The following is a 21,776-nucleotide window of genomic DNA, read 5'->3' as shown; positions in this document are numbered from 1 at the left end:
GGGCCGTCTCAGGATGCGAACCGTGTTGGACACCCCAGGGGAGCGGGGCATACTTGCCCCATGCTCCAGCACCAGACGTACGTCTTTACCTATGGCATCCGGCCCGCCGGCTGCCATGGTCGTGCTGCTTGAGCAACTGACAAGCGACTTCCCAGGCGCCCCGGGCCGACAAGGTCCGGGGCGCCTGTCGTCGTCCTGGCCTTGCCGCTCCGGGGCACCCCTCGACGACAAGGAGCCCCCATGAACGCCACCGACGTGACCGGTGCCCGTACTCCCGAGGCCGCCGGCGTGATCACCGGCGCGCGTGAGCGCATCGACGCGCTGGACGACCGGATCATCGGCCTGATCCAGGAACGGGCGGCCGTCTCCGCCGTCATCCAGGAGGCCCGGATCTCCTCCGGCGGCCGGCGCGTGAACCTCTCCCGCGAGATGGAGGTCCTCGGCCGCTACCGTCAGGAGCTGGGCAAACCGGGCACGGCCCTCGCGATGACCCTGCTGGAGCTGTGCCGCGGCAGGATCTGAATCCGCGTTCCCGGTACAGACGTGCGCCCCCTTCTCACCCGTACGGCGCGTGACCGTCCCGCGCGCCGCTTCGTTGGTCCCGGTGCCCGTGCCAGCCAGGCGCGGGCCCGAGAGAACCACGCGTGGCTCGCTGGAGCGATGAGACGTACGGATCGTGCCGTGCGTCGTGGGACCTCGCTCCAGGGAAGTGACCGGACGGCAGGGGACAGCAGCCCGGTCACCCAAGAGAACGGTCGGCTCCGGGGACGCCCGGGGCCGACCGGCGGATCTTGCAAAAACGTACAAGGCTGGGTCAAACGGTTGCGGGCGCCGCGTTCATCCAGCACGATGCGTACACAGCCCAAGTCCCCCTCGCGGACACCCGCATGGCCCGACTGCCAGAGGTCGAGACCAATGGCTCGGTCGGGTCCGGTCGAGACCAGCGGCGCAACCCCCCGGCGCCGCTTCCAGGCACCGGCGCTGCCCTGACGTCGGTGCTGACGAGAAGAAGGGCCCCGCGGCTCCACCCCGCGGGGCCCTTCGCTCTGTGTCGGCACTCGTCCCTAGGGTGTCCCCCCAGGGCCGTATCAGGTGCGCGACACCGATCCGCACTCGTCCACGTCGCGGTCGATGTCCTTGCTCCGGTCGTAGGGATCGGTCGTCGGGCCGCTCGGCGCCGTGCCCGTGGGCTCGCTCGACGAGAACTCCGGGTGCAGATAGCCGTCGTGGACATCGCAGGAGGAGTTGCCGATCTCCTGGTCGTACTCCATGAGCAGCAGCCGGCCCGGGGTGACCTCGTACCGCGCGGGGTCGGCGAGTTCGACTTCGAGCACCCGGCGCACGATGGTGCGGGTGACCTCGGTGGGACCGTCGGCCCGCACGACGGGGTAGACGAAGGTGTAGTCGGCGCGCACGGCCACGCCCCCGTGCGATCCCTTCTTGAACGTCATGTGCCCACGCGTCTTGATCACGTCCCCGACCGGACGCACCTCGTCGGGGTGGAAACGGCTGAACAGCGTCACGGGGTCGTGCGTCCCGCTCGGGGAACGCAGGGCGGTGTCGAGTTCGTCGAGGAGTTTCGGCTGCTTGGGGTCGAGCACCAAGAGCGCGGCCTCGGGGCGGGCGCCGCGCACTGTCTTCGGGTCGAGGTTGGCGCCCACCAGCAGCTTCTTCGTCAGGTTCAGCGCCTGTTCCACGCGGTCCTTGGGGACGGAACCGACGGCCTTGGCTTCGGGGAGCACGATGCCGGCCTCGCCGTCGGCCCAGCGCAGTGCCGGGGAGCCGGCGAACGGCTCGTCCAGAGTGGGGATTTCGGGGTCCGACGCCCCGGGCGCGGCGGTGGGGGCCGCGGTCTCGACGGGCAGCGGCGAGGCCTCGGCCCGCGTCTCGTCCGTGCCGAAGGGGTCGCCGGGCAGCAGCGACGGTTTCAGCGCCACCACGGCCACGGCGACGGCGACGGGCACACCGAGAACGGCCCACAGCTTGCGGCGCCGTGCCGCACGGCCGTTCATCACGGCCGGGCCCGTTCGCCACCCCGTAGGCGACTCCCCCCGGGCCTCCTGCTGCCGCAGCCGCTCGGTCACCATGCGCGCCCGCGCGGACGGTTCCTTCGGGGCGGAGGTGTGGATGTCCCGCTCGCTGTCGCGGGTGAACTGCTCCCAGACGTCGTCGGGGATCTCCGAGGCCGACGGCTGATCATCGGACGGTTTTTGAGACACAAAGTCCAGATCTAAGCGGATGCGAAGCGCCTTCACAAGAAGGTCTTGGATGTGACCCAGCCCACATAAGAATTCTGTGAATGCCAGCACAACCATTCACAGGTTTCACGGATCAAACCTGCCGAACCACGGGCCACTCCCGCGCCCCACACGCGGAGGCCTCCCCCAACGTTCGTACCGCATCCCGCGGTACGCCGGACTCTCCGAGGTCTTCATGAAGCTTCGCCGCGCAATGGCAGCAGCGGCCGCAACGGCGGTCATAGCCCCGGTGGCACTGCTCGCGGCACCGGCCGCGTACGCGACCGACGAAACGACTCCCACCCCGAGCCCGTCCGTGAGCGAGTCCACTCCCGAGACGTCGCCGACGCCCAGCACCTCCGTGAGCGAGTCCGCTCCGGAGACGTCGCCCTCGCCGAGCACCTCCGTGAGCGAGTCCGCCCCGGAGACGTCGCCCTCGCCGAGCACCTCCGTGAGCGAGTCCGCCCCGGAGCCGAGCACGTCGGCGCCCGAGGAGTCCGAGACCCCGGACCCCGAGCCCTCCGTGTGCGAGGACACCAAGGTCGACGTGACCATCACCGGCCTGCCCGGCAAGATCGCCGCGGGCAGCGGCTGGCACAAGTTCTCGCTGAACGTGGCCAACAACTCCGACTCCACGCTCAACGACCTCGGCTTCTTCGCCGGGGCCTCCGCCGACAAGGACTGGGAGGAGCTGTTCTCCAGCAAGAAGGTTCAGCTCCAGGCCTGGGACCCCCAGGACAAGATCTGGTTCGACCTCAACGAGGGCGGCTACGCGGCCGGCTACGTCGGCTACACCGACGAGCTGAAGCCCGACTACCAGGTCAACATCCCGCTGCGCCTCAACGTCAAGCCGTCCGCCCCGGTCGGTGCCGGGTTCTCGCTCGGCGCGACGATCTACGGGGACGACGACGACGAGTGCACCGGCTTCGGTGAGATCTCGTACAAGTTCCAGATCGTCTCCGCCGGTACGGACACCGACGGCACGAAGCCGACCGAAGGCGGCAAGGCGCCCGTCACCGACGAGAAGCCCAGCGGCAACACGCCGGAGGTCACCGGCAGCCTCGCCGAGACCGGCTCCAGCTCCGCCCTGCCGGTGATCAGCCTCGTCGGCGGTGCCGCGGTCGTCGCCGGTGCCGGTGCGATCTTCGTGGTGCGTCGCCGTAAGGCCGGCGCCCAGGCGTAAGTCACAGCGGCCGGCAGGCCGTTGCACAAGCAGAAGAGGGAGCTGCGCTCGGAGGGGGGCGCAGGTCCCTCTTCTGCTGTCCGCTGCCGGTCAGTTCTTCGGCGGCACGGCCGGCATGCCCAGGAACGGCAGCCGCAGCGCACCGAACGCCTCCGCCGGGACCGCCGGGGACTTCGGCTCGACCGGCTGGAGACGTTCGTAGGCCGCGCCCTGCCTCGGGCGCGGGTCGGGCTCACCCTTGTTGGGCCAGAACGACATCGCCCGCTCGGCCTGGGCGGTGATGGTGAGGGACGGGTTGACGCCCAGGTTGGCGGAGACCGCGGCGCCGTCGACGACCGAGATGCCGGGGTGGCCGTAGAGGCGGTGGTACGGGTCGATCACGCCGGTTTCGCGGGAGTCGCCGATCGGGCAGCCGCCCAGGAAGTGGGCGGTGAGCGGGGTGCCCATCAGTTCGCCGACGTTCGATCCCGCGAAGCCGTTGATCTCGGCGGCGAGTGCCGACGCGCTCTGTGTGGCCGCCTTGATCTGCTTCGGGTTGGGGGCACCGTGGCCCTGGCGGGCGGTGAGCAGGCCACGGCCGACACCCGACGGTTTCAGGTACGTCGTCAGGGAGTTGTCCAGCGACTGCATCACCAGGCCGATGATGGTGCGCTCCGACCAGCGGCGGTTTGACAGGGAGCGCAGCACCAGCAAGGGGTGCTTCGCCGCGTGGGCGAGGAAGCCCAGGACCCGCGAGGTTCCCGAGTCGTTCCCGGCGTACGGGACCTGGAGGATCGACAGGCTGCCCATCGAGTTGGAGCCCTTGCCGTAGCGGACCGGCTCGATGTGGGTGTTCTCGTCCGGGTGGATCGAGGACGTGATGGCCACGCCCCGCGTGAAGTCGGCCTTCGGCGCGCCGTGCGCCTTGCGGTAGCGCCGGTCGTCGGTCTGGGCGCCGACCAGTGCCTCGGAGTTGGTGCGGGTCAGTCCACCCAGCTTGTCCGACAGGTACGGCAGCTGTCCGCCGGCCTTCATGCGGTGCAGCAGCGTCTGGGTGCCGTACGTGCCGGCGGCGAGGACGACCTGGCGGGCCCTGTAGGTCCGGCCCTTGGCCTTGCGGCGGTCGTCGGTGGGCAGGGTGGCGACCGCGTACCCGCCGCGCGAGTCCTCGGTGACCGAGACGACCGTCGTCAGGGGGTGCACGACCGCGCCGGCCTTCTCGGCGAGGTACAGGTAGTTCTCGTTGAGGGTGTTCTTCGCGCCGTGGCGGCAGCCGGTCATGCACTCGCCGCACTCCGCGCAGGCCCTGCGGGCCGGTCCCGCCCCGCCGAAGTACGGGTCGGGCACCTCCTGGCCCGGCTTGGCCTTCACCGTGCCGTCGGCGTCCTCGCCGTCGCCGAAGAAGACGCCGACCGGTGCGAGGTGGAAGGAGTCGCCGCAGCCCATGCGCTCCGCCGCGGCCTTCAGGTGCACGTCGGACGGGGTCATGGTCGGGTTCAGCCGGACGCCGAGCATGCGCCGGGCCTGGTCGTAGTACGGCTTCAGCTCCTCCTGCCAGTCGGTGATGTCCCGCCACTGCGGGTCCTCGAAGAACGGCTTGGGCGGGACGTAGAGGGTGTTGGCGTAGTTGAGGGAGCCGCCGCCCACGCCCGCTCCCGCCAGGACCATGACGTTGCCCAGGAGGTGGATGCGCTGGATGCCGTACATGCCGAGTTTTGGCGCCCAGAGGTAGTTCTTGAGGTCCCAGGAGTTCTTCGGGAGGGACTCGCGGGTGAAGCGGCGGCCGGCCTCCAGGACACCGACCTTGTAGCCCTTTTCCGTCAGGCGCAGGGCGGTCACCGAGCCGCCGAAGCCGGAACCGACCACGATGACGTCGTAGTCGTAAGCGTCCTGAGGCACGTGTTCTCCTCGCTGAGTCACCGGAACCGGAACGCCTTCATCAGGCGGAGACTCCTGGTCATGAACTGGGCGTACTTCTCGTCGTCCATGCCCAGGGCGGGGGCCATCGGGAGCACGCGCTGGTGGGCGACCGTCTGGGCCTCGGTGTACTTGAGGATGCCCTCGGCACCGTGCCGGCGGCCGAGGCCGGAGTCCTTCATGCCGCCCATCGGCGACTGGACACTGCCGTAGGCGGGGGCGTAGCCCTCGTTGATGTTGACGGTGCCGGTGCGCAGGCGGGCCGCGACCTCCTGGCCGCGTCGCCCGTTCCTCGTCCACACCGAGGAGTTCAGGCCGTACGCCGTGGCGTTGGCGCGCTCGATCACCTCGTCCTCGCTCTTGAAGCGGTAGACCGACACGACCGGGCCGAACGTCTCCTCCGCGCAGACGGACATGTCCGTGGCGACCCCGTCGAGGATCGTGGGCTCGAAGAAGTACGGGCCGATGTCCGGCCGGGCCACGCCGCCCGCGACGACCTTCGCGCCCTTGGCGACCGCCTCCTCCACGTGCCGCGTGACGGTCTCCAGCTGGCGTTCGCCGACCAGGGAACCCATGTCGGCGCCGTACGCCAGGGACGTGCCGAGGCGCATGACCTTCGTGCGGGCGGCGAAGCGCTCCAGGAAGGCGTCCGCGATCGACTCGTGGACGTACAGCCGCTCGATGGAGATGCACAACTGACCGGCCGAGGAGAAGCAGGCGCGGACGGCACCGGCCGCGGCCTTCTCGATGTCGGCGTCCTCCAGCACCAGCATGGCGTTCTTGCCGCCGAGTTCGAGAGAGACGCCGACCAGCCGGGCGGCGGCGCCCTGGGCGACCTCGCGGCCGGTGCGGGTGGAGCCGGTGAAGGAGACGTAGTCGGCGTGCCGGACGACCTCCGGACCGACGACCGGGCCGTCGCCGAGGACGACCTGGAAGACGTCGGCGGGCAGGCCGGCCTCGATGAGCAGGTCACGGGCCCACAGGGCAGTGAGGCAGGTCTCCGTGTCCGGCTTCATGACGACCGCGTTGCCCGCGACGAAGGCCGGCAGCGCGTCGCCGACCGACAGCTCAAGGGGGTAGTTCCAGGGGGCTATCTGGCCGACGACGCCGCGCGGGTGGCGCCGCTCGACGACCTTCGTCAGGGTCGGCATGGCACCGGCGTGCCGCTTCGGACGGAGGTAGGCGGGAGCCTTGCGGCCGTAGTGCCGGGCGGCGACCGCGACGGCCTGGACCTCCTCGTGGGCGTGCAGCCGGGCCTTGCCGGTCTCCAGCTGGATCAGGTCGAGCACCTCGGCCTGGCGCTCCAGCACCAGGTCGTGGAAGCGCAGCAGGACGGCGGCGCGCTGCCGTACCGGGGTCTGCTCCCACACGGCCTGGGCGGCGCGGGCCAGTTCGAAGGCCTTCGCCACGTCCTCGGGCGTCGACTCGGGGAGGTCGGCCAGCTTCTCGCCGGTGAACGGCGTGTGGTTGGCGGTCCGGCCGGAGCCGGCAACGCCCTTGGTGAGCTGGGCGACCAGCTCGGGGGTGACCACGTCGGCGGCGGTGCGGGCGCCCTCCGGGGCGGGGGCGAGGGGATTCGTGCCGGTCTTCTCCGGGGCGTGCGCGTCCGTCATGTGGCGCAGGTTATGCCCCGGCGGAGCCTTTGGGTACCCGTCGGTAATACGGCTTCACCGAGTGCACACACGGCGCCAGTGGCTGCTGGCAACGAATGCCCTGATCAGGGCGTTGAGCGGTGACCGGTTGGCGTGATTCAGCCTTTTACGATCCCGAGCCGGTCCCGGGCACCCTTGAACACCGAGGTGCCCTCCTTCTCCTCGGGCGTGCCCTTGGGCATGTCGACGCGCAGTTCGTACATGCGGTCGTCGTCGGTGCGGATCATCACCTGCATGACCCGCCTGGGGTCCTCGTCCAGGTTGTAGGTGGTGTCGGCGAGGGCGGCCTCGTAGCCCTGGACGCTGGTGCGCGTGTACTGCGTGTGCGCGTCCTCTTCGTCCCCGCCCCAGACGACCTGCGCCTTCCTGGCCTGGTCCATCGGGGAGCCCGGCGCCTTGTCCCAGAGGAGGAGGCGGACCTGGATCGAGCCGCCCCGCTCGCTGCCGTAGAGCGCCATGCGGGGCTGGTCGGTCGCGCTGCCGACCTTGTCGAGTTCGCGGTAGTCGCTCGGGAGGCGGAGTACGGCCGCCAAGTCCTGCTCGCGGTGGGGGGTCCAGGAGTCGTCGGGGCTCGGAGCGGGGGTGGTGGGGGCCGGGGTTCCGCGGGAGGCCTCTTCGGTGGTGTCGCCGTTGTTGGCGTCCTTGTCGTCGGCGTCGCCGAGGTGGGTGGCGGCGCCTATGCCGCCGACGAGCAGTGCGCTCATCAGGGCGAGGGAGCCGGGGCGGAGGAGGCTGTGACGCTTCGGTGGGACGGGGTCGTTCCGCGTCACGGGTCGGGGGCGGGGACTCTCCGACGATGAGTTCCGCGTCACGGGGCCGGGGCGGGGGCCCTCCGGCGGTGAGTTCCGCGTCACGGGGCCGGGGCGGGGGGCCGCCGGCGGTGGGGTCGTGACGTCTGCGAGCCGGAGCGTGCAGGCGTCGTCCTCCGCGGTCTCCCGTATGTCCGCGGCCTCCTGGGTCTGCGGTATCTCCTCCGCCGCCGACCACTGCCCGACCGCCGCCTCCAGCGCCTTCGCGACCTCCTCGGCGTCCGGCCGCTGTTCGGGGTCCTGCACCAGCAGTCGCGCGATCAGCGGCCCGAGGGGTCCGGCCTGCTTCGGTTCGGGCGGCTCGGCGGCGAGGATCGCGGCGAGCGTGGCCTGAGGCGTCGTCCGGCGGAACGGGGACGCCCCCTCGACGGCGGCGTACAGCAGGACGCCCAGGGACCACAGGTCGGAGGCGGGCCCGGCGATGCGGCCGGACATCCGCTCGGGGGCGACGAACTCCAGCGAGCCGACGAACTCGCCGTCGGCCGTGAGCGACTCCTCGCCCTGCACGTGCGCGATGCCGAAGTCGGTGAGGACGACGCGCTGGTGCGGGCCGAGCAGCACATTGGCCGGTTTCACGTCCCGGTGCACGATGCCGACGGAGTGCGCGGCGCGCAGGGCACCGAGGACGGCGACGCCGATCCGGGCGGCTTCACGCGCGTCGACCGGGCCGCGCCGGAGCACCTCGTGCAGGGACTCGCCCTGCACCAACTCCATGACGATCCAGGGGAGCCCGTCGAGCGCCGCGTCGACCGCGTTCAGCCCGTCGCGTCCGACCGGCCGGTGGCGATCGATCCGCCCGTCGCGTGTGTCCGGCTGCTGCTCCGGCTCGACGACCACGTCGTGGATGGTGACGGCGGCGGGGTGGTCGACGCGGGCGGCGGCGCGGGCCTCGCGGTAGAGCCGGTGGGCCGCACGCCGGTGGCTCTCGTCCTCCGGGTCGCCCGGCAACCGGGGCTGCTTGACGGCGACTTCACGCTGCACGAGCTCGTCGTAGGCCCGCCAGACGGTGCCCATTCCGCCGGAGCCGATGCGCTCGATCAGCCGGTACCGCCCACCGACCGACCGGCCCTGGGCGACCGTACCGCCCCCGTCGTTGCTCATGCCCCATCAGTACCCCGCGGGGCGGCCGCTTGTCGACGCGAGGCAGTGGCCGCACACCGGTTCACGTCCCGTCGATGTCCAGGTTCGCGATCGCCGTGTCGGCCACCTGACGACCGCGCTCCGTGAAGTCGCCCTTGCCCGGGTAGCTGACGGTGAGCTCGTACATGTCGCCGCCGGAGGTCTTGAAGTAGAAGATCCTGAGCTCGCGGGGACGGGGGTCGTCGCTGTCGTCCGTGTCGTAGGTGACGGTGTTCTCGGCGGCCTTCTTGCCCCTGTAGGTGGTCACCTTGGGGTCCGTCGTCGGGTTCTCCGGCATGTCCAGGGGGTAGCTGCCGCTGTCCTTGAACCCACTGTCGTCGTCGTACATCTCGGCGGCCGCGGAACCGGCGATGGTGTTGCCGGTGTCCTCCGCCTTCTTGTCGAGGGTCAGACCGATCCAGATGCTGCCGCTCCAGTCGGTGTACGTGACCCGGTGCCCCTGGTCCGACTCCCGGTCGGGCACGGTCCGCTGGTAGTCGGCTGGGACGGCCAGCGATGCGGCGAGGCCCTTCTCCTGGCGGGTCTTCCACCCCTCGGGCAGCGGCCCGGCGAACGGGTTCGCGAGCACCAGGTACGCCGTCACCGCCGCCGCGACGACCGCCGCACCGAGCCCGGTCCACGCCTTGCGGCCGAGCCGGAGTCTTCGGCCCGCACCGCCCGTGACCTGGACGATCCGCGTGGGCTGGACGGCCTGAGGGCTCGCGGCGGCCTCCAGCAGGGCACGCACCCGGGCGGCGTTCGGGCGGCGGGCCGGATCCTTGTGCAGCAGGCCCGTGATGGCCTCGGCGAGCGGGCCCTGGGCGGAGGCGGGCGGCGCGGGCGTGGCGTTCAGGACGGACTGGAGTGTGGCGGGGGTGTTGCTGCGGCGGAACGGCGAGACGCCCTCCGTCGCCGCGTACAGCACCACGCCCAGGGACCACAGGTCGCTGGCCGGGCCCGGGCGCTGGCCCAGCACGCGCTCGGGCGCGATGTACTCGGGCGAGCCGACGAAGCCGCCGGTGTCGGTCAGATTGGTCTCGCCCTCGATCTGCGCGATGCCGAAGTCGGTGAGGACGACCCGGTCGTACCGGCCCAGCAGCACGTTGTCCGGTTTCACGTCCCGGTGCAGGACGCCCGCCGCGTGCGCGGCTTCCAGCGCCCCGAGCACCTCCAGGCCGATCCGGGCCGCCTCACGCGCGGACAGGGTGCCCTCCTGGAGGGCGTCGCCCAGGGAACGGCCCCGCACGAGCTCCATCACGATCCACGGCTGTCCCTCCACGACCGCGACGTCGTGGACGCCGACCACCGCCGGGTGGTCGAGCCGGGCCGCGGCACGTGCCTCGCGGCGCATTCGCTCGAAGGCGTTGACACGTTCGCGTTCGGGAAGATGCTCCGGGACGCGGGGCTCCTTGACGGCGACCTCCCTGTCCACCGTCTCGTCCTTGGCGCGCCACACCGTGCCCATGCCGCCGTGCCCGAGCTTGGCGATCAGCCGGTAACGCCCGGCGATGAGCCGCCCGGCACCGGGATCCTGGACCGCTGCCGCCGACTGGGGCGGCACGACCTCGGTGGGCGTCGCGTACGGGTTGCCCGGTACCGGCACCGGCTGTTGCGGCGAGTTGGGTGGTTGCAGAGCGAAACTCGTTGGCTCGTCGGCCCCGGATCGGGCTCCCCCGTTGCTGCTCATGGGTTCATCCATATCGCGCCAAGCGCTTGCGCATCCAGCACGGACGCGTCCCGGTCACAGACCCGTGACGCGATCCGGGGCTTATCTCCTCTTCATGCCGGTACGGGGCTCATCGGCCACACGCCGTGTCAGGGCGAGGGCGAGGCGGCGGCGGTGGCGGCGGCCGTGGTGGTGGCGCTGGTGGCTGCGGGAGTGCTCGGAGCGCGCGTGCCGTGGGAGGACGGGCCGGCCGAAGGCGTCTTCGGCGCCGAACTCTTCGGCGTACGGCCGCCGTCCCCGCCGCCCTCGTCCATGAGCAGCGCCGCCGCCGACACACCCGCCCCGGCCATCGCGGCGACCAGCAGCGCGGCCACGAGCACCCGGCGCGTGGGCTGCCGGATCAACTGCTCGTGCTGCTCGTTCGGGCCGGGCATGTCCGTCGAAGGCACCGGCGGTTGCCGCTCGGCGTTGTCCTGCGGCCGTCCGTGCGCGGCACCCCGCACCGTCGGCGCGTACCCGGGCGGCGGCGTCTGCGGCGTCCTGCCCGTCTCGCGGAACGCCCGCAGCATGCGCTCCGCCCGGTCCGCGTCCAGCCGCCGGTCCGGATCGCGTTCCAGCAGGCCCTGTACGACGGGCAGCAGCGGCCCGGCCTGCGCGGGCGGGCGTATGTCGCCGACGACGACCGCGTGCAGGACGCCGCCCAGCGAGTCGCGGTGGAACGGCGACTCGCCGCTGAGGGCCGCGCACAGCAGCGCGCCCAGCGACCACAGGTCGGACTCGGGGCCGGTCCTGACTCCGGACATCCGCTCGGGCGCGGTGTACTCGGGCGAGCCGACGAAGGAACCGTTCTCGGTGAGCGTGGGGGCGCCCGCGACCTGGGCGATGCCGAAGTCGGTGAGGACGATCCGGTCCGTACCGGCCTCCAGCAGCACGTTGTCGGGCTTGAGGTCGCGGTGCAGCACCCCGGCCGCGTGCGCGGCGCGCAGCGCGCCGAGCAGGGCGATGCCGATCCGCGCGGCCTCGTCGGCGTCGACCGGGCCAAGGGTTGTGAGCCGGTCGGCGAGCGAGCCGCCCTCGATCAACTCCATGACGATGTACGGGCGTTCGTCGTCCTCGACGACGTCGTGGACGACGATGATGTGCGGGTGGCTCAGCTGGGCGACGGCCCGCGCCTCGCGCAGCGTACGGTCCCGCTGCCTGCGCGCTTCGGCCGCGGAGAGCGACTCGTCGAAGGGGAGTTCCTTGACGGCCACGCCCCGGCCGAGCAGCTGGTCGGTCGCCCGCCAGACCACGCCCATGCCACCGCGCCCGAGCCTCGCCTCGAGCCGGTAACGGCCCGCGATGACACGCATGTTGTGCCCCTCGGTCCCCATGCGGCAATCATGCCCCACCGGAGGGACGGGCTCCGGGGCAGCGGCCCGCGGGTGGCCGAAACACATGGCCCTGTGTCAGGGGCCTGCCCACGTCAGGGTGTCTTCTCCTGCCAGCCCTGCAACAGCGACGTGAACTGCTTGCGCGCCTTCGCCCAGTCCTGCGCGGGCGCCGACATGTAGAGCGCGTACTCGGTGCCGTCGCGGGCGACGTACGTCTCCTCGATGGCCCTGCGCGGACCGGGGAACTTGGTGTCCTTCGCCTGCGCGGTCCAGGTGTACTCCCACAGCGCGCCGCCCCGGTCACGGTAGACGTTGCGCTCCAGCTTCAGCCGCTTGTAATCGACCAGATCCTGCAACTGCTGCTCCAGGTCGAGCTGGTGGGCGTAGGGGTCGGCGAAGTCCGGGGAGGTGTCGACGGCGATCCGGACGAAGTGCCGGCCGCCGTCGGGCGTGTAGTCGATCTGCTTGAGCTCGCCCTGCGGGCCGAAGGTCTTGCGCTTCCAGCCCTTGGGCAGGTAGAGGCTGAAACCCGCGGGGTCGTCACGGCGGGTCCAGCCTGCGGGAACCGAATCCCTCGGCTGCTCCGCGGTCGTGGGACCGGCCGAGCCGGAGGCGCCCGGCGTCTGCCGGCTCTCGTTCCACTGCTGGAGCACCACCGCGGTGCCTCCGCCGATGATGGCCGCGAGCGCGACCACGAGGGCGAGGGTCCGAAGCCGGCGGCGTCGACCCGAACCGGTCGGTTGCGGACCCGTCGCCATCGGGCCGACCGTGGTGGGACCGGTCGTCCCGCGCCCGGTGGCAAAGGCCCCGGCTGCGGGAGTCCCGGCCTGGGATGCACCGGCCGTCGGCGTCCCGGCCGCCGGCGTCCCGGCCAGCGGCGGGAGCGGAGTCCCGGTGTGCGATCCCGAGCCGGTACCGGCCGTGCCGGTGCCGGACGTACCCGTGCCGGACGGGTTCGAGCCGGACGGGTTCGAGCCGGACGCGCCCGTGCCGCTGTGCACGTCCCGGTACGGCGACGACCCCCCGTACTGGGTCGGCACATACGCCTGCGCCCCGCTCGGCCGCCGTCCCTCCGCCGCCTCGGCGAGCATCTGTTCGGCCTCGGCGAGCCCGGGCCGGGTGGCCGGATCCTTGCGCAGCAGGGCGGTGATGACGGGCGTGAGAGGACCCGCGTGCTGGAGCTCGGCGGCCTCCTCCTCGACCACGGCCTGCATGGTGGTCAGGGGTGTGGTGCGGCGGAACGGCGACCGGCCCTCCACCGCCGTGTAGAGCGTCGCGCCGAGCGCCCACAGGTCGGAGGACGGGCCCGGGTCGTGGCCGCGCACACGCTCGGGCGCCAGGTAGTCGACCGAGCCGACGACCTCTCCGGTGCGCGTGATGGTCGTGTCGCCCTCGATCTGGGCGATACCGAAGTCGGTGAGCAGGACACGTCCGTCCCGGGCGAGGAGGACGTTGCCCGGCTTGACGTCGCGGTGCAGGACGCCGGCGGTGTGCGCGGCACGCAGGGCCCGCGACACCCACATGCCGATGCGCGCCGCCTCGCGCGGCTCGACGCGTCCCTCCTCCTTGACCGCGTCGGCCAGGGAGCGGCCCTCGACCAGCTCCATCACGATCCACGGGCGGCCGTCGTGCTCCAGCACGTCGTGCACCGTGACGACCGCGGAGTGGTTGATCCGCGCGGCGGCCCTGGCCTCGGCCCGGGTGCGCGCCAGCAGGATGGCCTGCTCGCTCTCGGAGACGTAGAGGGCAGCCGTCAGCTCCTTGATGGCGACGGACCGGTGCAGCACCTCGTCATGTGCGCGCCATACCCGGCCCATACCGCCACTGCCGATGGAGTCGGCAAGCCGGTAGCGGCCCGCGACGAGCAGGCCCTGCATCTGATTCACGTTGCCCCGCAATGTTCTTGACAGGGCCAGCGTAAGGACCCGCCCTCCCCCAGGGAACAAGCGGGGTACCACGGTGACCGCACTGTGACGGTTGCAGCCGACTGGGACAGGAGGGAACCACGAGGTGAACGCCAGTGCACGGCAGTCGGGTCAGGAGATCATTTCGTCGCCCGGTACGTCGCCGCCGCCTGCTCGTACAGCCGCGTCACCTCGTCCCGTTCGGACTCCGGGCCGCGTACCTGGACCACGTGGTACCGCCCGTCGACCAGCATCGCGAGGTTGCGCACGTACAGCTCGCCGCCGTCGTCGCCGGTCCAGGTGAACTGCCCCTCGGCCATGGTCCGCCCGCCCACCTCGATCGTCTTCAGTCCCGTGGATGTGGCCCAGCTTGAGTCGCGGTACGGCTGCAACTCGCGCTCCTCCTCCCGCTGGTAGGCCATCGGATCGCTGCCGTACTCCGCCGCGCTGTCCCGGCCCGGCACGACGATGAGCTCGAAGTCGCCCTTGGCGTAGACGACCTGGCCGCTGCCGTTCCGCGGGGTGCGGTCCCAGCCCTCGGCGACGGCGATCTGGAAGCCCGCCGAGTCCTTGCGCAGGGTGAAGCCGTCGGCGACCTCGGGGCCGGTGGTCTGCGCCTGAGTGGAACCGGCCGACGTCGACGGGCTCTTCTCCGGCTCGGGCGACGTCTGCTCGGTCCGGGGCTCGCCGCTGGCGTCCGGCTCGGGCGCCTGGCTGACCTCACCGGCGGCACCGGTACGGTCCGTGCCCTGCGCGCCGTCGGTCTGGGACTTGGGCATGAAGAGCATGGCGTAGGCGACCGCCGCGGCCATCGCGAGCAGGACGAGCAGGAGCAGCGTGCGGCCGAGGCGGTGCGGCGACCGCGACTCCTTCTTGGCCCGCTTGTGCCGCCCGTGGTGCGCGGGCAGCCCGGCCCGCCGCCTGCGCACGAGCTCTCCCCGGCGCCGTACGACGGGCAGCCGGCTCGCGTCGACGGGCGGCGCCGCGACGACGTGCACACCGGCCTCCGGCTCGGGCGCCGAGCGGACTAGCGAGCGCAGCCAGCCGCGCAGTTCCTCGAAGTCGAGGCGCTCGGTCGGGTCCTGACGCAGCAGCGACTCGACCACCGGCCTCAGCGGCCCGCACTCCTCGGCGTACGCGGGCGGTTCGGCGCACACCATCTGCACCAGCTCGGCCGTCGACTCCTCCGGGTAGGGCGCATGCCCCTGTACGGCCCTGAAGAGCAGGGCGCCGAGCGCCCACAGGTCGGTGGCGGGACCGATCGGCGCGGCCAGCTGCCAGTTCTCGTGCACGGGTCCGGCCTGCTCCGGCGCCCAGCGCTCCGTCACGGGTCCCACCACGGCCATCCGAGCCTGCCGCGCCCGCTCGGCGGCCAGCGCCGTGGCCGGGCCGCGCCGGGGTGCGGGGGTGTGGGCGACCAGGTCGTCCCACTGGGTGGGCTCGCTGTGGGCAGCGGGGTCCGGGGCCGGGGGGAGAGCCGTCTGCTCGTGTCCCTGCGGCGAGGGCGCGCCGCCGGTTCCACCGCGGGGTGTGGCGCCGTGCCAGGCGGTCGTGCGGGGGCCGCCGCCCACGCCGTAGGGGTCGGCTATCCGCCCTGGCGGGGCCGCGCCGGGCCCCGTGCTCTGCCCGGGGACGTACGGCGACTGCGCCGAGCCGTTGCTGTGCGGCCCGGGCCCGCCGTCCGGGGCGGGGCGGGCGCCGGGCAGTGCCGCCCGGCCGTTCTGCTGCGTCTCCTGGATCCGGGCGGCGGCCCGGGCACCCGCCCGGTAGGCCGCGATCGCCCCGGCTCGCGCCGCCCGCGGGTCCTCGCTGTCCTCCACGCTCCTGCGGGCGGGTACGGCCGAACCCCCGCTCCCCGTGTCGGCTCCGGCCGTCGGCAGCCCACGGGACTCCCGGGCCTCTATGGCGGCCCGCCGCGCGGCCTCGGGATCAGTCGCGCCACCGACGCCTCCTGGGCCGCCGGCACCACCCGGACCACCGCCGCCATCGACCGGCCCGGAGCCGCCGGTCTCCCGGCCGGGCTCGTCGAAGGCCGGAGCCGGAACGGGGTCGTACCCGCACAGCGCCTCCTCCGCCGCACCCACCGCCAGCCCGGTCAGCATCACCCGGCCGTCGTCGCAGACGAGGACCGTGCGCGCGGTGATGTTCCGGTGCACCCAGCCGTGCGCGTGCAGCACCCGCAACGCCATGAGGACGTCGGAGGCCACCTCGGCCGCCCGGTACGGCGTCAGCGGCTTCTCGGCGAGCAGCGCCGCCAGCGGACGCGCGGACACCAGCTCGCTGACGATCCACAGCGAACCGCCCTCGGCGAACACGTCGAAGACCTGGTCGAGTCGGGGATGGTCGGGAATGGCCGCCGCGGCCTGCGCGGCCTCGACCGCCCGCCGTACCACCGGATCCGTGGGCCGCCGGGTGCCCGGACGGACGCCGGGCCTGCGCGCCCCGCCGTCACGTGCCGTGAAGCCGTCGGGCAGCCCCTCCGCGTCGAGGACCTCCGCCTCGACCACCTCCGGCAACGGCACCTGCCTGACCAGGACTTCCTGTCCGCTGTAGGTGTCGAAGGCCCGGGACTCGGTGAGTTCGTACTCGTCCGACGGCGGCAGCGGCAGGCGGTAGCGGTCGGCGAGCACCCGTCCCGCATAGTCGTCCACGTTGCCTCCCCCGGCAGCCTGGTCGGTCACATCCGTTCGCCCCACGGTCCGTTCCGGCTGCGTACGGTCCGCAAACATTCACGATACGTGCCGCAGACAACCCGCAATGTGGGGATGCCAGATCTCACTCCCCAAACCCGGGGCCGCTCATGCTCAGGACTTGGGTTCGAAGGTCTTCGTCAGTGTCCGCCAGGTCTGCTTGCGCAGCTCACCGTCCCAGTCGGCCGCCTTCGCCGTGTACATCAGCGCGTAGCCCTGCCGGTCGTCGACGACGAAACCGCGGTCGATGGTCCGGTACTTGGTGCCGCCGTCCACGTAGGTGAACTCCCAGTCGGCCGTGTTCCAGCCGCGGTAGTCCACCTGCTCTATTCGGATCTTCTTGTACTGCGCGCGCTGCATGTAGCGCTCCTGGCTCTTCCAGTCCGCCACCGGGTCGCCCTTGGGCGTGGACGTCCAGGCGATGAGCAGCTTCTGTCCGTCGGGCCCGGTGAACCGGTCGCCCGCGGCACCCGTGGACTGGTACTTCCACCCCTTCGGCAGTCCGATCGAGTACCCCTGGCTGCCCTGGTGCGTCGAGACCGCGGCGGTGCCCTTGCCGCCGCCGGAAGACCCGCTCGCCCGGTCGCCGGGCGTGCTGTTCGAGGCGGGCTTCGACGGCGCGGGCTGTGTCGCCGCGCCGTCGGTGCGCGTGCCGTCGCTCTCGTCGCCCTTGGTGTCGGCGCCGCTCGACGCCGTGGCGACGGTCTTGCCGCCGCTCTCGCCGGAGGCCCCCTTGGAGTCCTTGTCGTCTCCGCTGAGCGCGATGGCGAGCACGGTGCCGATCACGGCGAGCGCCACGACCATCGCGATGATCATCAAGGTCCGCCGCGGCACGACGTCGGTGAGCGGCGCCCTGGGCGGCGCGGGCCGCGGCGGCAGGTCCGGCGGCGTCATGACGGGCCACCCCGAACTCCGGCCCGCGGACGCCGTCTTCGCCCCCTGCGCACCCCGCTCACCGGCCCCGGCAGCCGCCCCCGGGTCCGCCGCCGAACCCGGCTTCGACACGGACGCACCCGCGTCCCCGGACCCGACCTTCCCGCCCTCCGGCGCGGACGAGGCCGCAGCGCCGTCGGACTCCGTCCGGGACGCGGCCGACGCCCCGGCCGTTCCCGCAGCGCCCTTGCGCACGGAACGCAGCGCCCCGCGCAACCGCTCCCCGGCTTCCTCGCCCCGCTTGCTCCCGGAACCCGCCGAACTCCCCTTGCGCGAGGACTTGTCCGGCTGCGCCGGCAGCGGCACGACCTTCGTCGCGTCCAGGGGCTCCGGCTCGGCCTTCTCGGGCGCGTGGATGACCGCGTTCAGCATCGCCCGGGCGCCCGCGTCGTCGAGCCGCTTGGCGGGGTCCTTGGTGAGCAGTCCGTGGATGACGTCCTTCAGCGGGCCGGCGTTCTTCGGCTCCTCCAACGGCTCGGTCATCACGGCCGTGAGGGTCGCTATGGCCGATCCCTTGTCGTACGGCGGCGCGCCCTCCACCGCCGCGTACAGCAGCCCGCCGAGCGACCACAGGTCGGCCGCCCGGCCCGGCTTGTGCCCGCGCGCCCGCTCAGGGGAGATGTAGGAGGGCGCGCCGACGAGCATGCCGGTCGAGGTGATGGACGGGTCACCCTCGACCTGGGCGATCCCGAAGTCCGTGAGCACGACCCGGCCGTCCTCGGCGATCAGCACGTTCGACGGCTTCACGTCGCGGTGCAGGATGCCCTCGCGGTGCGCGGACCGCAGCACGTCGAGGATCGCGAGCCCGACCTCCGCCGCACGCCTGGGCTCCAGCAGGCCGTCCTCCCGGATGACCTCGGCGAGCGACTTGCCCTCGACGAGCTCCATCACGATCCAGGGCCGGTCGTCCTCCTGGACCACGTCGAAGACCGTCACGGCGCTGTTGTTGCGGATCCGCGCGATCGCCTTGGCCTCGCGCAGCGTCCGCGTGATCAGCCGTCGCTTCTCCTCCTCGTCGATGTTCGACGGGAACCGCAGCTCCTTGACGGCGACCGTCCGCCCGAGGGTCTCGTCCTCGGCCCGCCACACCGTGCCCATGCCCCCGCGGCCGAGCACCTTGCCCAGCCGGTAACGCCCCGCGAGGAGACGCTCCCTGTTGTCCTGACGAGTGTCCTGACGAGATGTGCCCGCCCGCTCCGCCTCCGACATGCGTCCCCTCATACAACCCGCCCTGACAGAGCCTCCATTGTCTCTCACCCGACAAGTGCCCGGCGCCCAGGGGCCCCCTGGGCGCCGGGCAGGGGGCCCCTGGCCAAACGCCCCCACGGGCCCGCCCATCCGGAACCCGGGTGCGGCACACCGCGCGCCGCCTTGCATGATGGGCCCCCGACGCCCCGACGAGGGAGGAGCCCGCGTGCCGCCCTTTCGGGCCTTGCTGGCCCTGCCCGTGTCCGTCGCCCTCCTCGGCCTGCCTCCCTCCGACTCGTCGGCTCTGTCCGTTCCGCCCACGAACGCGGTGCTCCCGCTGCTGGTGACCCAGGGCAGAGCACCCGCCGCGGCCCTGCTGGCCCGGGAGGGAGCCACCACCCGCTATGCCCATGCCGGGCACGGAATCGCCCGGTCGGACCACTTCCGCGCCGGCAGCGTCACGAAGACGTTCATCGCGACGGTCGTGCTGCAACTGGCCGCCGAGCACCGGCTGTCACTGTCCGACACCGTGGAGCAGCACCTGCCGGGCCTGGTGCGGGGAGCGGGCAACGACGGCCGCGCGCTGACCCTGCGTGCCCTGCTCACCCACACCAGCGGCCTGTACGACTACACCGCGGCCACCGGCGGAACCGCACCCGTCACACCCCTTCAGGCCGTACGCATCGCACTCACCCACCCCCCGGCCGAACGCGGCCGCTTCTCCTACTCGAACACCAACTACGTCCTGCTCGGCCTGGTCGTCGAGCAGGTCACCGGCCACTCGTACGCCACCGAGGCCGAGCACCGCATCATCACTCCCCTGGATCTGACGGGCACCTCCTTCCCCGGATCCCGCTCCTCGCTGCCCTCTCCGCACGGCCGCGCCTACGCCGCCGACGGAACCGACGTCACCGATCTCGACCCGCGGGTGGCCGGCGCCGCGGGCGAGTTGGTGACCACGCTCGCCGATCTGGACCGCTTCTACTCGGCCCTGCTCGGCGGGCGGCTGCTGCCCTCGCGCTGGCTGCGCGAGATGCTCGACACCCGTGCCGCACACGGCGCGTACGGCATGGGGCTGTTCCCCGAGAAACTTCCGTGCGGCACCACGGTGTGGGGGCACAACGGGCACATATCCGGCAGCTACGTGCGCAGCGCGGCCACCGTCGACGGCCGGCGTGTCCTCACCTTCCGCGTGAACACGGACGCGATCGCAGATCCCGGTCTCGAACCCGCGGTGCTCACGGCCGAGTTCTGCCCCCGCACCTCGTAGAACGGACGGGCCCCGAACAGGGATCCCCACTCACGACACTCGTTCGAGTGATGCCGGCAGCCTCGCTCGGTTCGCGGGAGCAGTCGCCTACAGCGGCACGATGTCCGGCGCCCCCAGCCGCGCCGCGTCCGCCGTCAGGTCGTCCGGCTGGCGCTGCGACTCCCGCTCCGCCTCCACCCGCTTCTCGTAGTGCTGGACCTCGCGCTCGATCTGGTCCTTGTCCCAGCCGAGGACCGGCGCCATCAGCTCGGCGGCGTCGCGAGCGCTGCGCGTGCCCCGGTCGAAGGTCTCGATGGAGATGCGCGTGCGCCGGGTCAGCACGTCGTCCAGATGTCGCGCCCCCTCGTGCGAGGCCGCGTACACGATCTCGGCGCGCAGATAGTCGTCGGCCGCCGGCAGGGGCTCACCCAGGGACGGGTCCTCGGCGACGAGCGCGAGGAGTTCCTCGGCCATCGTCCCGTACCGGTTCAGCAGGTGCTCCACCCGCACCACATGCAGTCCGGTCCGGGCCGCTATCCGCGCCCGCGCGTTCCACAGCGCCCGGTAGCCCTCGGCGCCCAGCAGTGGCACGTCCTCGGTGACGCACTCGGCGACGCGCATGTCGAGCCCGTGCACCGCCGCGTCCACCGCGTCCTTGGCCATGACCCGGTAGGTGGTGTACTTGCCGCCCGCCACGACGACGAGCCCGGGCACGGGATGCGCGACGGTGTGCTCGCGCGACAGCTTGCTGGTGGCGGCCGACTCGCCCGCGAGCAGCGGCCGCAGGCCCGCGTACACGCCCTGGACGTCGTCCCTCGTGAGCGGCACCGCGAGCACCGAGTTCACATGGTCCAGCAGGTAGTCGATGTCCGCGCTGGACGCGGCCGGGTGGGCCTTGTCGAGGTCCCAGTCGGTGTCCGTGGTCCCGACGATCCAGTGCCGGCCCCAGGGGATGACGAACAGCACGGACTTCTCCGTGCGCAGGATCAGCCCGGTCGTGGAGTGGATCCGGTCGCGCGGTACGACCAGGTGGATGCCCTTGGACGCCCGTACGTGGAACTGGCCGCGCTCCCCGACCATCGCCTGGGTGTCGTCCGTCCACACGCCGGTCGCGTTGACGACCTGCTTGGCCCGGATCTCGTACTCGCCGCCCGCCTCGACATCCTGCACCTTCGCGCCGACGACCCGCTCGCCCTCACGCAGGAAGCCCGTCACACGGGCGCGGTTGGCGGCCTTCGCGCCGTACGCCACCGCCGTGCGCACCAGGGTCGCCACGTACCGGGCGTCGTCCATCTGGGCGTCGTAGTACTGAAGCGCCCCGACCAGCGCGTCTTTCTTCAAGCAGGGCGCCACGCGCAGGGCGTGAGAGCGGGTCAGGTGGCGGTGCATGGGCAGGCCCCGGCCATGACCTCGGGCCATGGACATGGCGTCGTACATCGCGACGCCCGACCCGGCGTACAGGCGCTCCCAGCCCTTGTGCTGCAAGGGGTACAGAAACGGCACGGGTTTCACGAGATGCGGCGCGAGCCGCTCCAGCAGCAGGCCGCGTTCCTTCAGGGCCTCCCGTACGAGCGTGAAGTCGAGCATCTCCAGATAGCGCAGGCCGCCGTGGATCAGCTTGCTGGACCGGCTGGAGGTGCCGGACGCCCAGTCACGCGCCTCCACCAGGCCCGTGGACAGGCCCCTGGTCGCGGCGTCGAGGGCGGTGCCCGCACCGACCACGCCTGCGCCCACCACCAGCACGTCCAGCTCGCGCTCGGCCATAGATGCGAGTGACTCGGCGCGTTGCGCCGGCCCGAGTGTCGCTGTCCTCACCGCTGCCTCCCGCTCATCGGTCGCGCCGGCCGCACCCGTCGGGTGAGACCCCGTCCGTATCC

The 21,776-nt window shown here is 72.2% G+C and carries 13 protein-coding genes; 3 read left to right on the top strand and 10 right to left on the bottom strand.

Annotation, left to right across the window (positions count from 1 at the left end; all coding sequences use genetic code 11):
- The first annotated feature begins 201 nt into the window (after positions 1 to 201).
- Complete coding sequence (locus PV963_RS28160) at positions 202 to 522, top strand: chorismate mutase (RefSeq protein WP_274818605.1); 321 nt, start codon at positions 202 to 204, stop codon at positions 520 to 522.
- A 566-nt stretch (positions 523 to 1,088) separates the two neighbouring features.
- Here PV963_RS28160 and PV963_RS28155 read toward each other — a convergent pair.
- Complete coding sequence (locus PV963_RS28155) at positions 1,089 to 2,219, bottom strand: hypothetical protein (RefSeq protein ID WP_274818603.1); 1,131 nt, start codon at positions 2,217 to 2,219, stop codon at positions 1,089 to 1,091.
- Positions 2,220 to 2,433: 214 nt separating this feature from the next.
- Between PV963_RS28155 and PV963_RS28150 the strand changes: the two genes are divergently transcribed.
- Positions 2,434 to 3,420, top strand: coding sequence for an LAETG motif-containing sortase-dependent surface protein (locus tag PV963_RS28150; RefSeq protein WP_274818601.1), 987 nt, complete (start codon positions 2,434 to 2,436; stop codon positions 3,418 to 3,420).
- Positions 3,421 to 3,510: 90 nt separating this feature from the next.
- On the opposite strand, the gene PV963_RS28145 is transcribed toward PV963_RS28150, so the two are convergent.
- The 8 genes from PV963_RS28145 to PV963_RS28110 form a co-directional block, all read right to left on the bottom strand.
- Positions 3,511 to 5,298, bottom strand: a complete 1,788-nt coding sequence (locus tag PV963_RS28145) for a GMC family oxidoreductase N-terminal domain-containing protein (protein ID WP_274818600.1) — start codon at positions 5,296 to 5,298, stop codon at positions 3,511 to 3,513.
- A 17-nt stretch (positions 5,299 to 5,315) separates the two neighbouring features.
- The gene (locus tag PV963_RS28140; RefSeq protein ID WP_274818598.1) at positions 5,316 to 6,929 is read right to left on the bottom strand and encodes a succinic semialdehyde dehydrogenase; all 1,614 of its coding nucleotides are present in this window, start codon (positions 6,927 to 6,929) and stop codon (positions 5,316 to 5,318) included.
- A gap of 137 nt (positions 6,930 to 7,066) precedes the next feature.
- The gene (locus PV963_RS28135; protein ID WP_274818597.1) at positions 7,067 to 8,878 is read right to left on the bottom strand and encodes a serine/threonine-protein kinase; all 1,812 of its coding nucleotides are present in this window, start codon (positions 8,876 to 8,878) and stop codon (positions 7,067 to 7,069) included.
- 61 nt (positions 8,879 to 8,939) lie between these two features.
- On the bottom strand, positions 8,940 to 10,583 hold the full coding sequence (locus PV963_RS28130; RefSeq protein WP_274818595.1) for a serine/threonine-protein kinase: 1,644 nt from the start codon (positions 10,581 to 10,583) through the stop codon (positions 8,940 to 8,942).
- Positions 10,584 to 10,711: 128 nt separating this feature from the next.
- Positions 10,712 to 11,935 carry a serine/threonine-protein kinase gene (locus PV963_RS28125; protein WP_274818593.1) on the bottom strand — a complete coding sequence of 408 codons (1,224 nt, stop codon included), beginning with the start codon at positions 11,933 to 11,935 and terminating at the stop codon, positions 10,712 to 10,714.
- Between the two features lie 92 nt (positions 11,936 to 12,027).
- Positions 12,028 to 13,812 carry a serine/threonine-protein kinase gene (locus PV963_RS28120; protein WP_274818592.1) on the bottom strand — a complete coding sequence of 595 codons (1,785 nt, stop codon included), beginning with the start codon at positions 13,810 to 13,812 and terminating at the stop codon, positions 12,028 to 12,030.
- 167 nt (positions 13,813 to 13,979) lie between these two features.
- The gene (locus PV963_RS28115; RefSeq protein WP_274818590.1) at positions 13,980 to 16,490 is read right to left on the bottom strand and encodes a protein kinase; all 2,511 of its coding nucleotides are present in this window, start codon (positions 16,488 to 16,490) and stop codon (positions 13,980 to 13,982) included.
- 153 nt (positions 16,491 to 16,643) lie between these two features.
- The gene (locus PV963_RS28110; protein WP_274818588.1) at positions 16,644 to 18,671 is read right to left on the bottom strand and encodes a serine/threonine-protein kinase; all 2,028 of its coding nucleotides are present in this window, start codon (positions 18,669 to 18,671) and stop codon (positions 16,644 to 16,646) included.
- Between the two features lie 205 nt (positions 18,672 to 18,876).
- Between PV963_RS28110 and PV963_RS28105 the strand changes: the two genes are divergently transcribed.
- Positions 18,877 to 19,920 (top strand): serine hydrolase domain-containing protein, encoded by a 1,044-nt coding sequence (locus tag PV963_RS28105; RefSeq protein WP_274818586.1) that lies wholly within the window; start codon positions 18,877 to 18,879, stop codon positions 19,918 to 19,920.
- Positions 19,921 to 20,007: 87 nt separating this feature from the next.
- On the opposite strand, the gene PV963_RS28100 is transcribed toward PV963_RS28105, so the two are convergent.
- Positions 20,008 to 21,714 carry a glycerol-3-phosphate dehydrogenase/oxidase gene (locus PV963_RS28100; RefSeq protein WP_274818584.1) on the bottom strand — a complete coding sequence of 569 codons (1,707 nt, stop codon included), beginning with the start codon at positions 21,712 to 21,714 and terminating at the stop codon, positions 20,008 to 20,010.
- Positions 21,715 to 21,776: the final 62 nt, after the last annotated feature.

Origin of the sequence: Streptomyces coeruleorubidus, assembly GCF_028885415.1 — a bacterium.
GTDB classification, from domain to species: Bacteria; Actinomycetota; Actinomycetes; order Streptomycetales; family Streptomycetaceae; genus Streptomyces; species Streptomyces coeruleorubidus_A.
The sequence above is the reverse complement of the archived record's forward strand: the minus strand, read 5'-3'. Positions and strand labels throughout refer to the sequence as shown.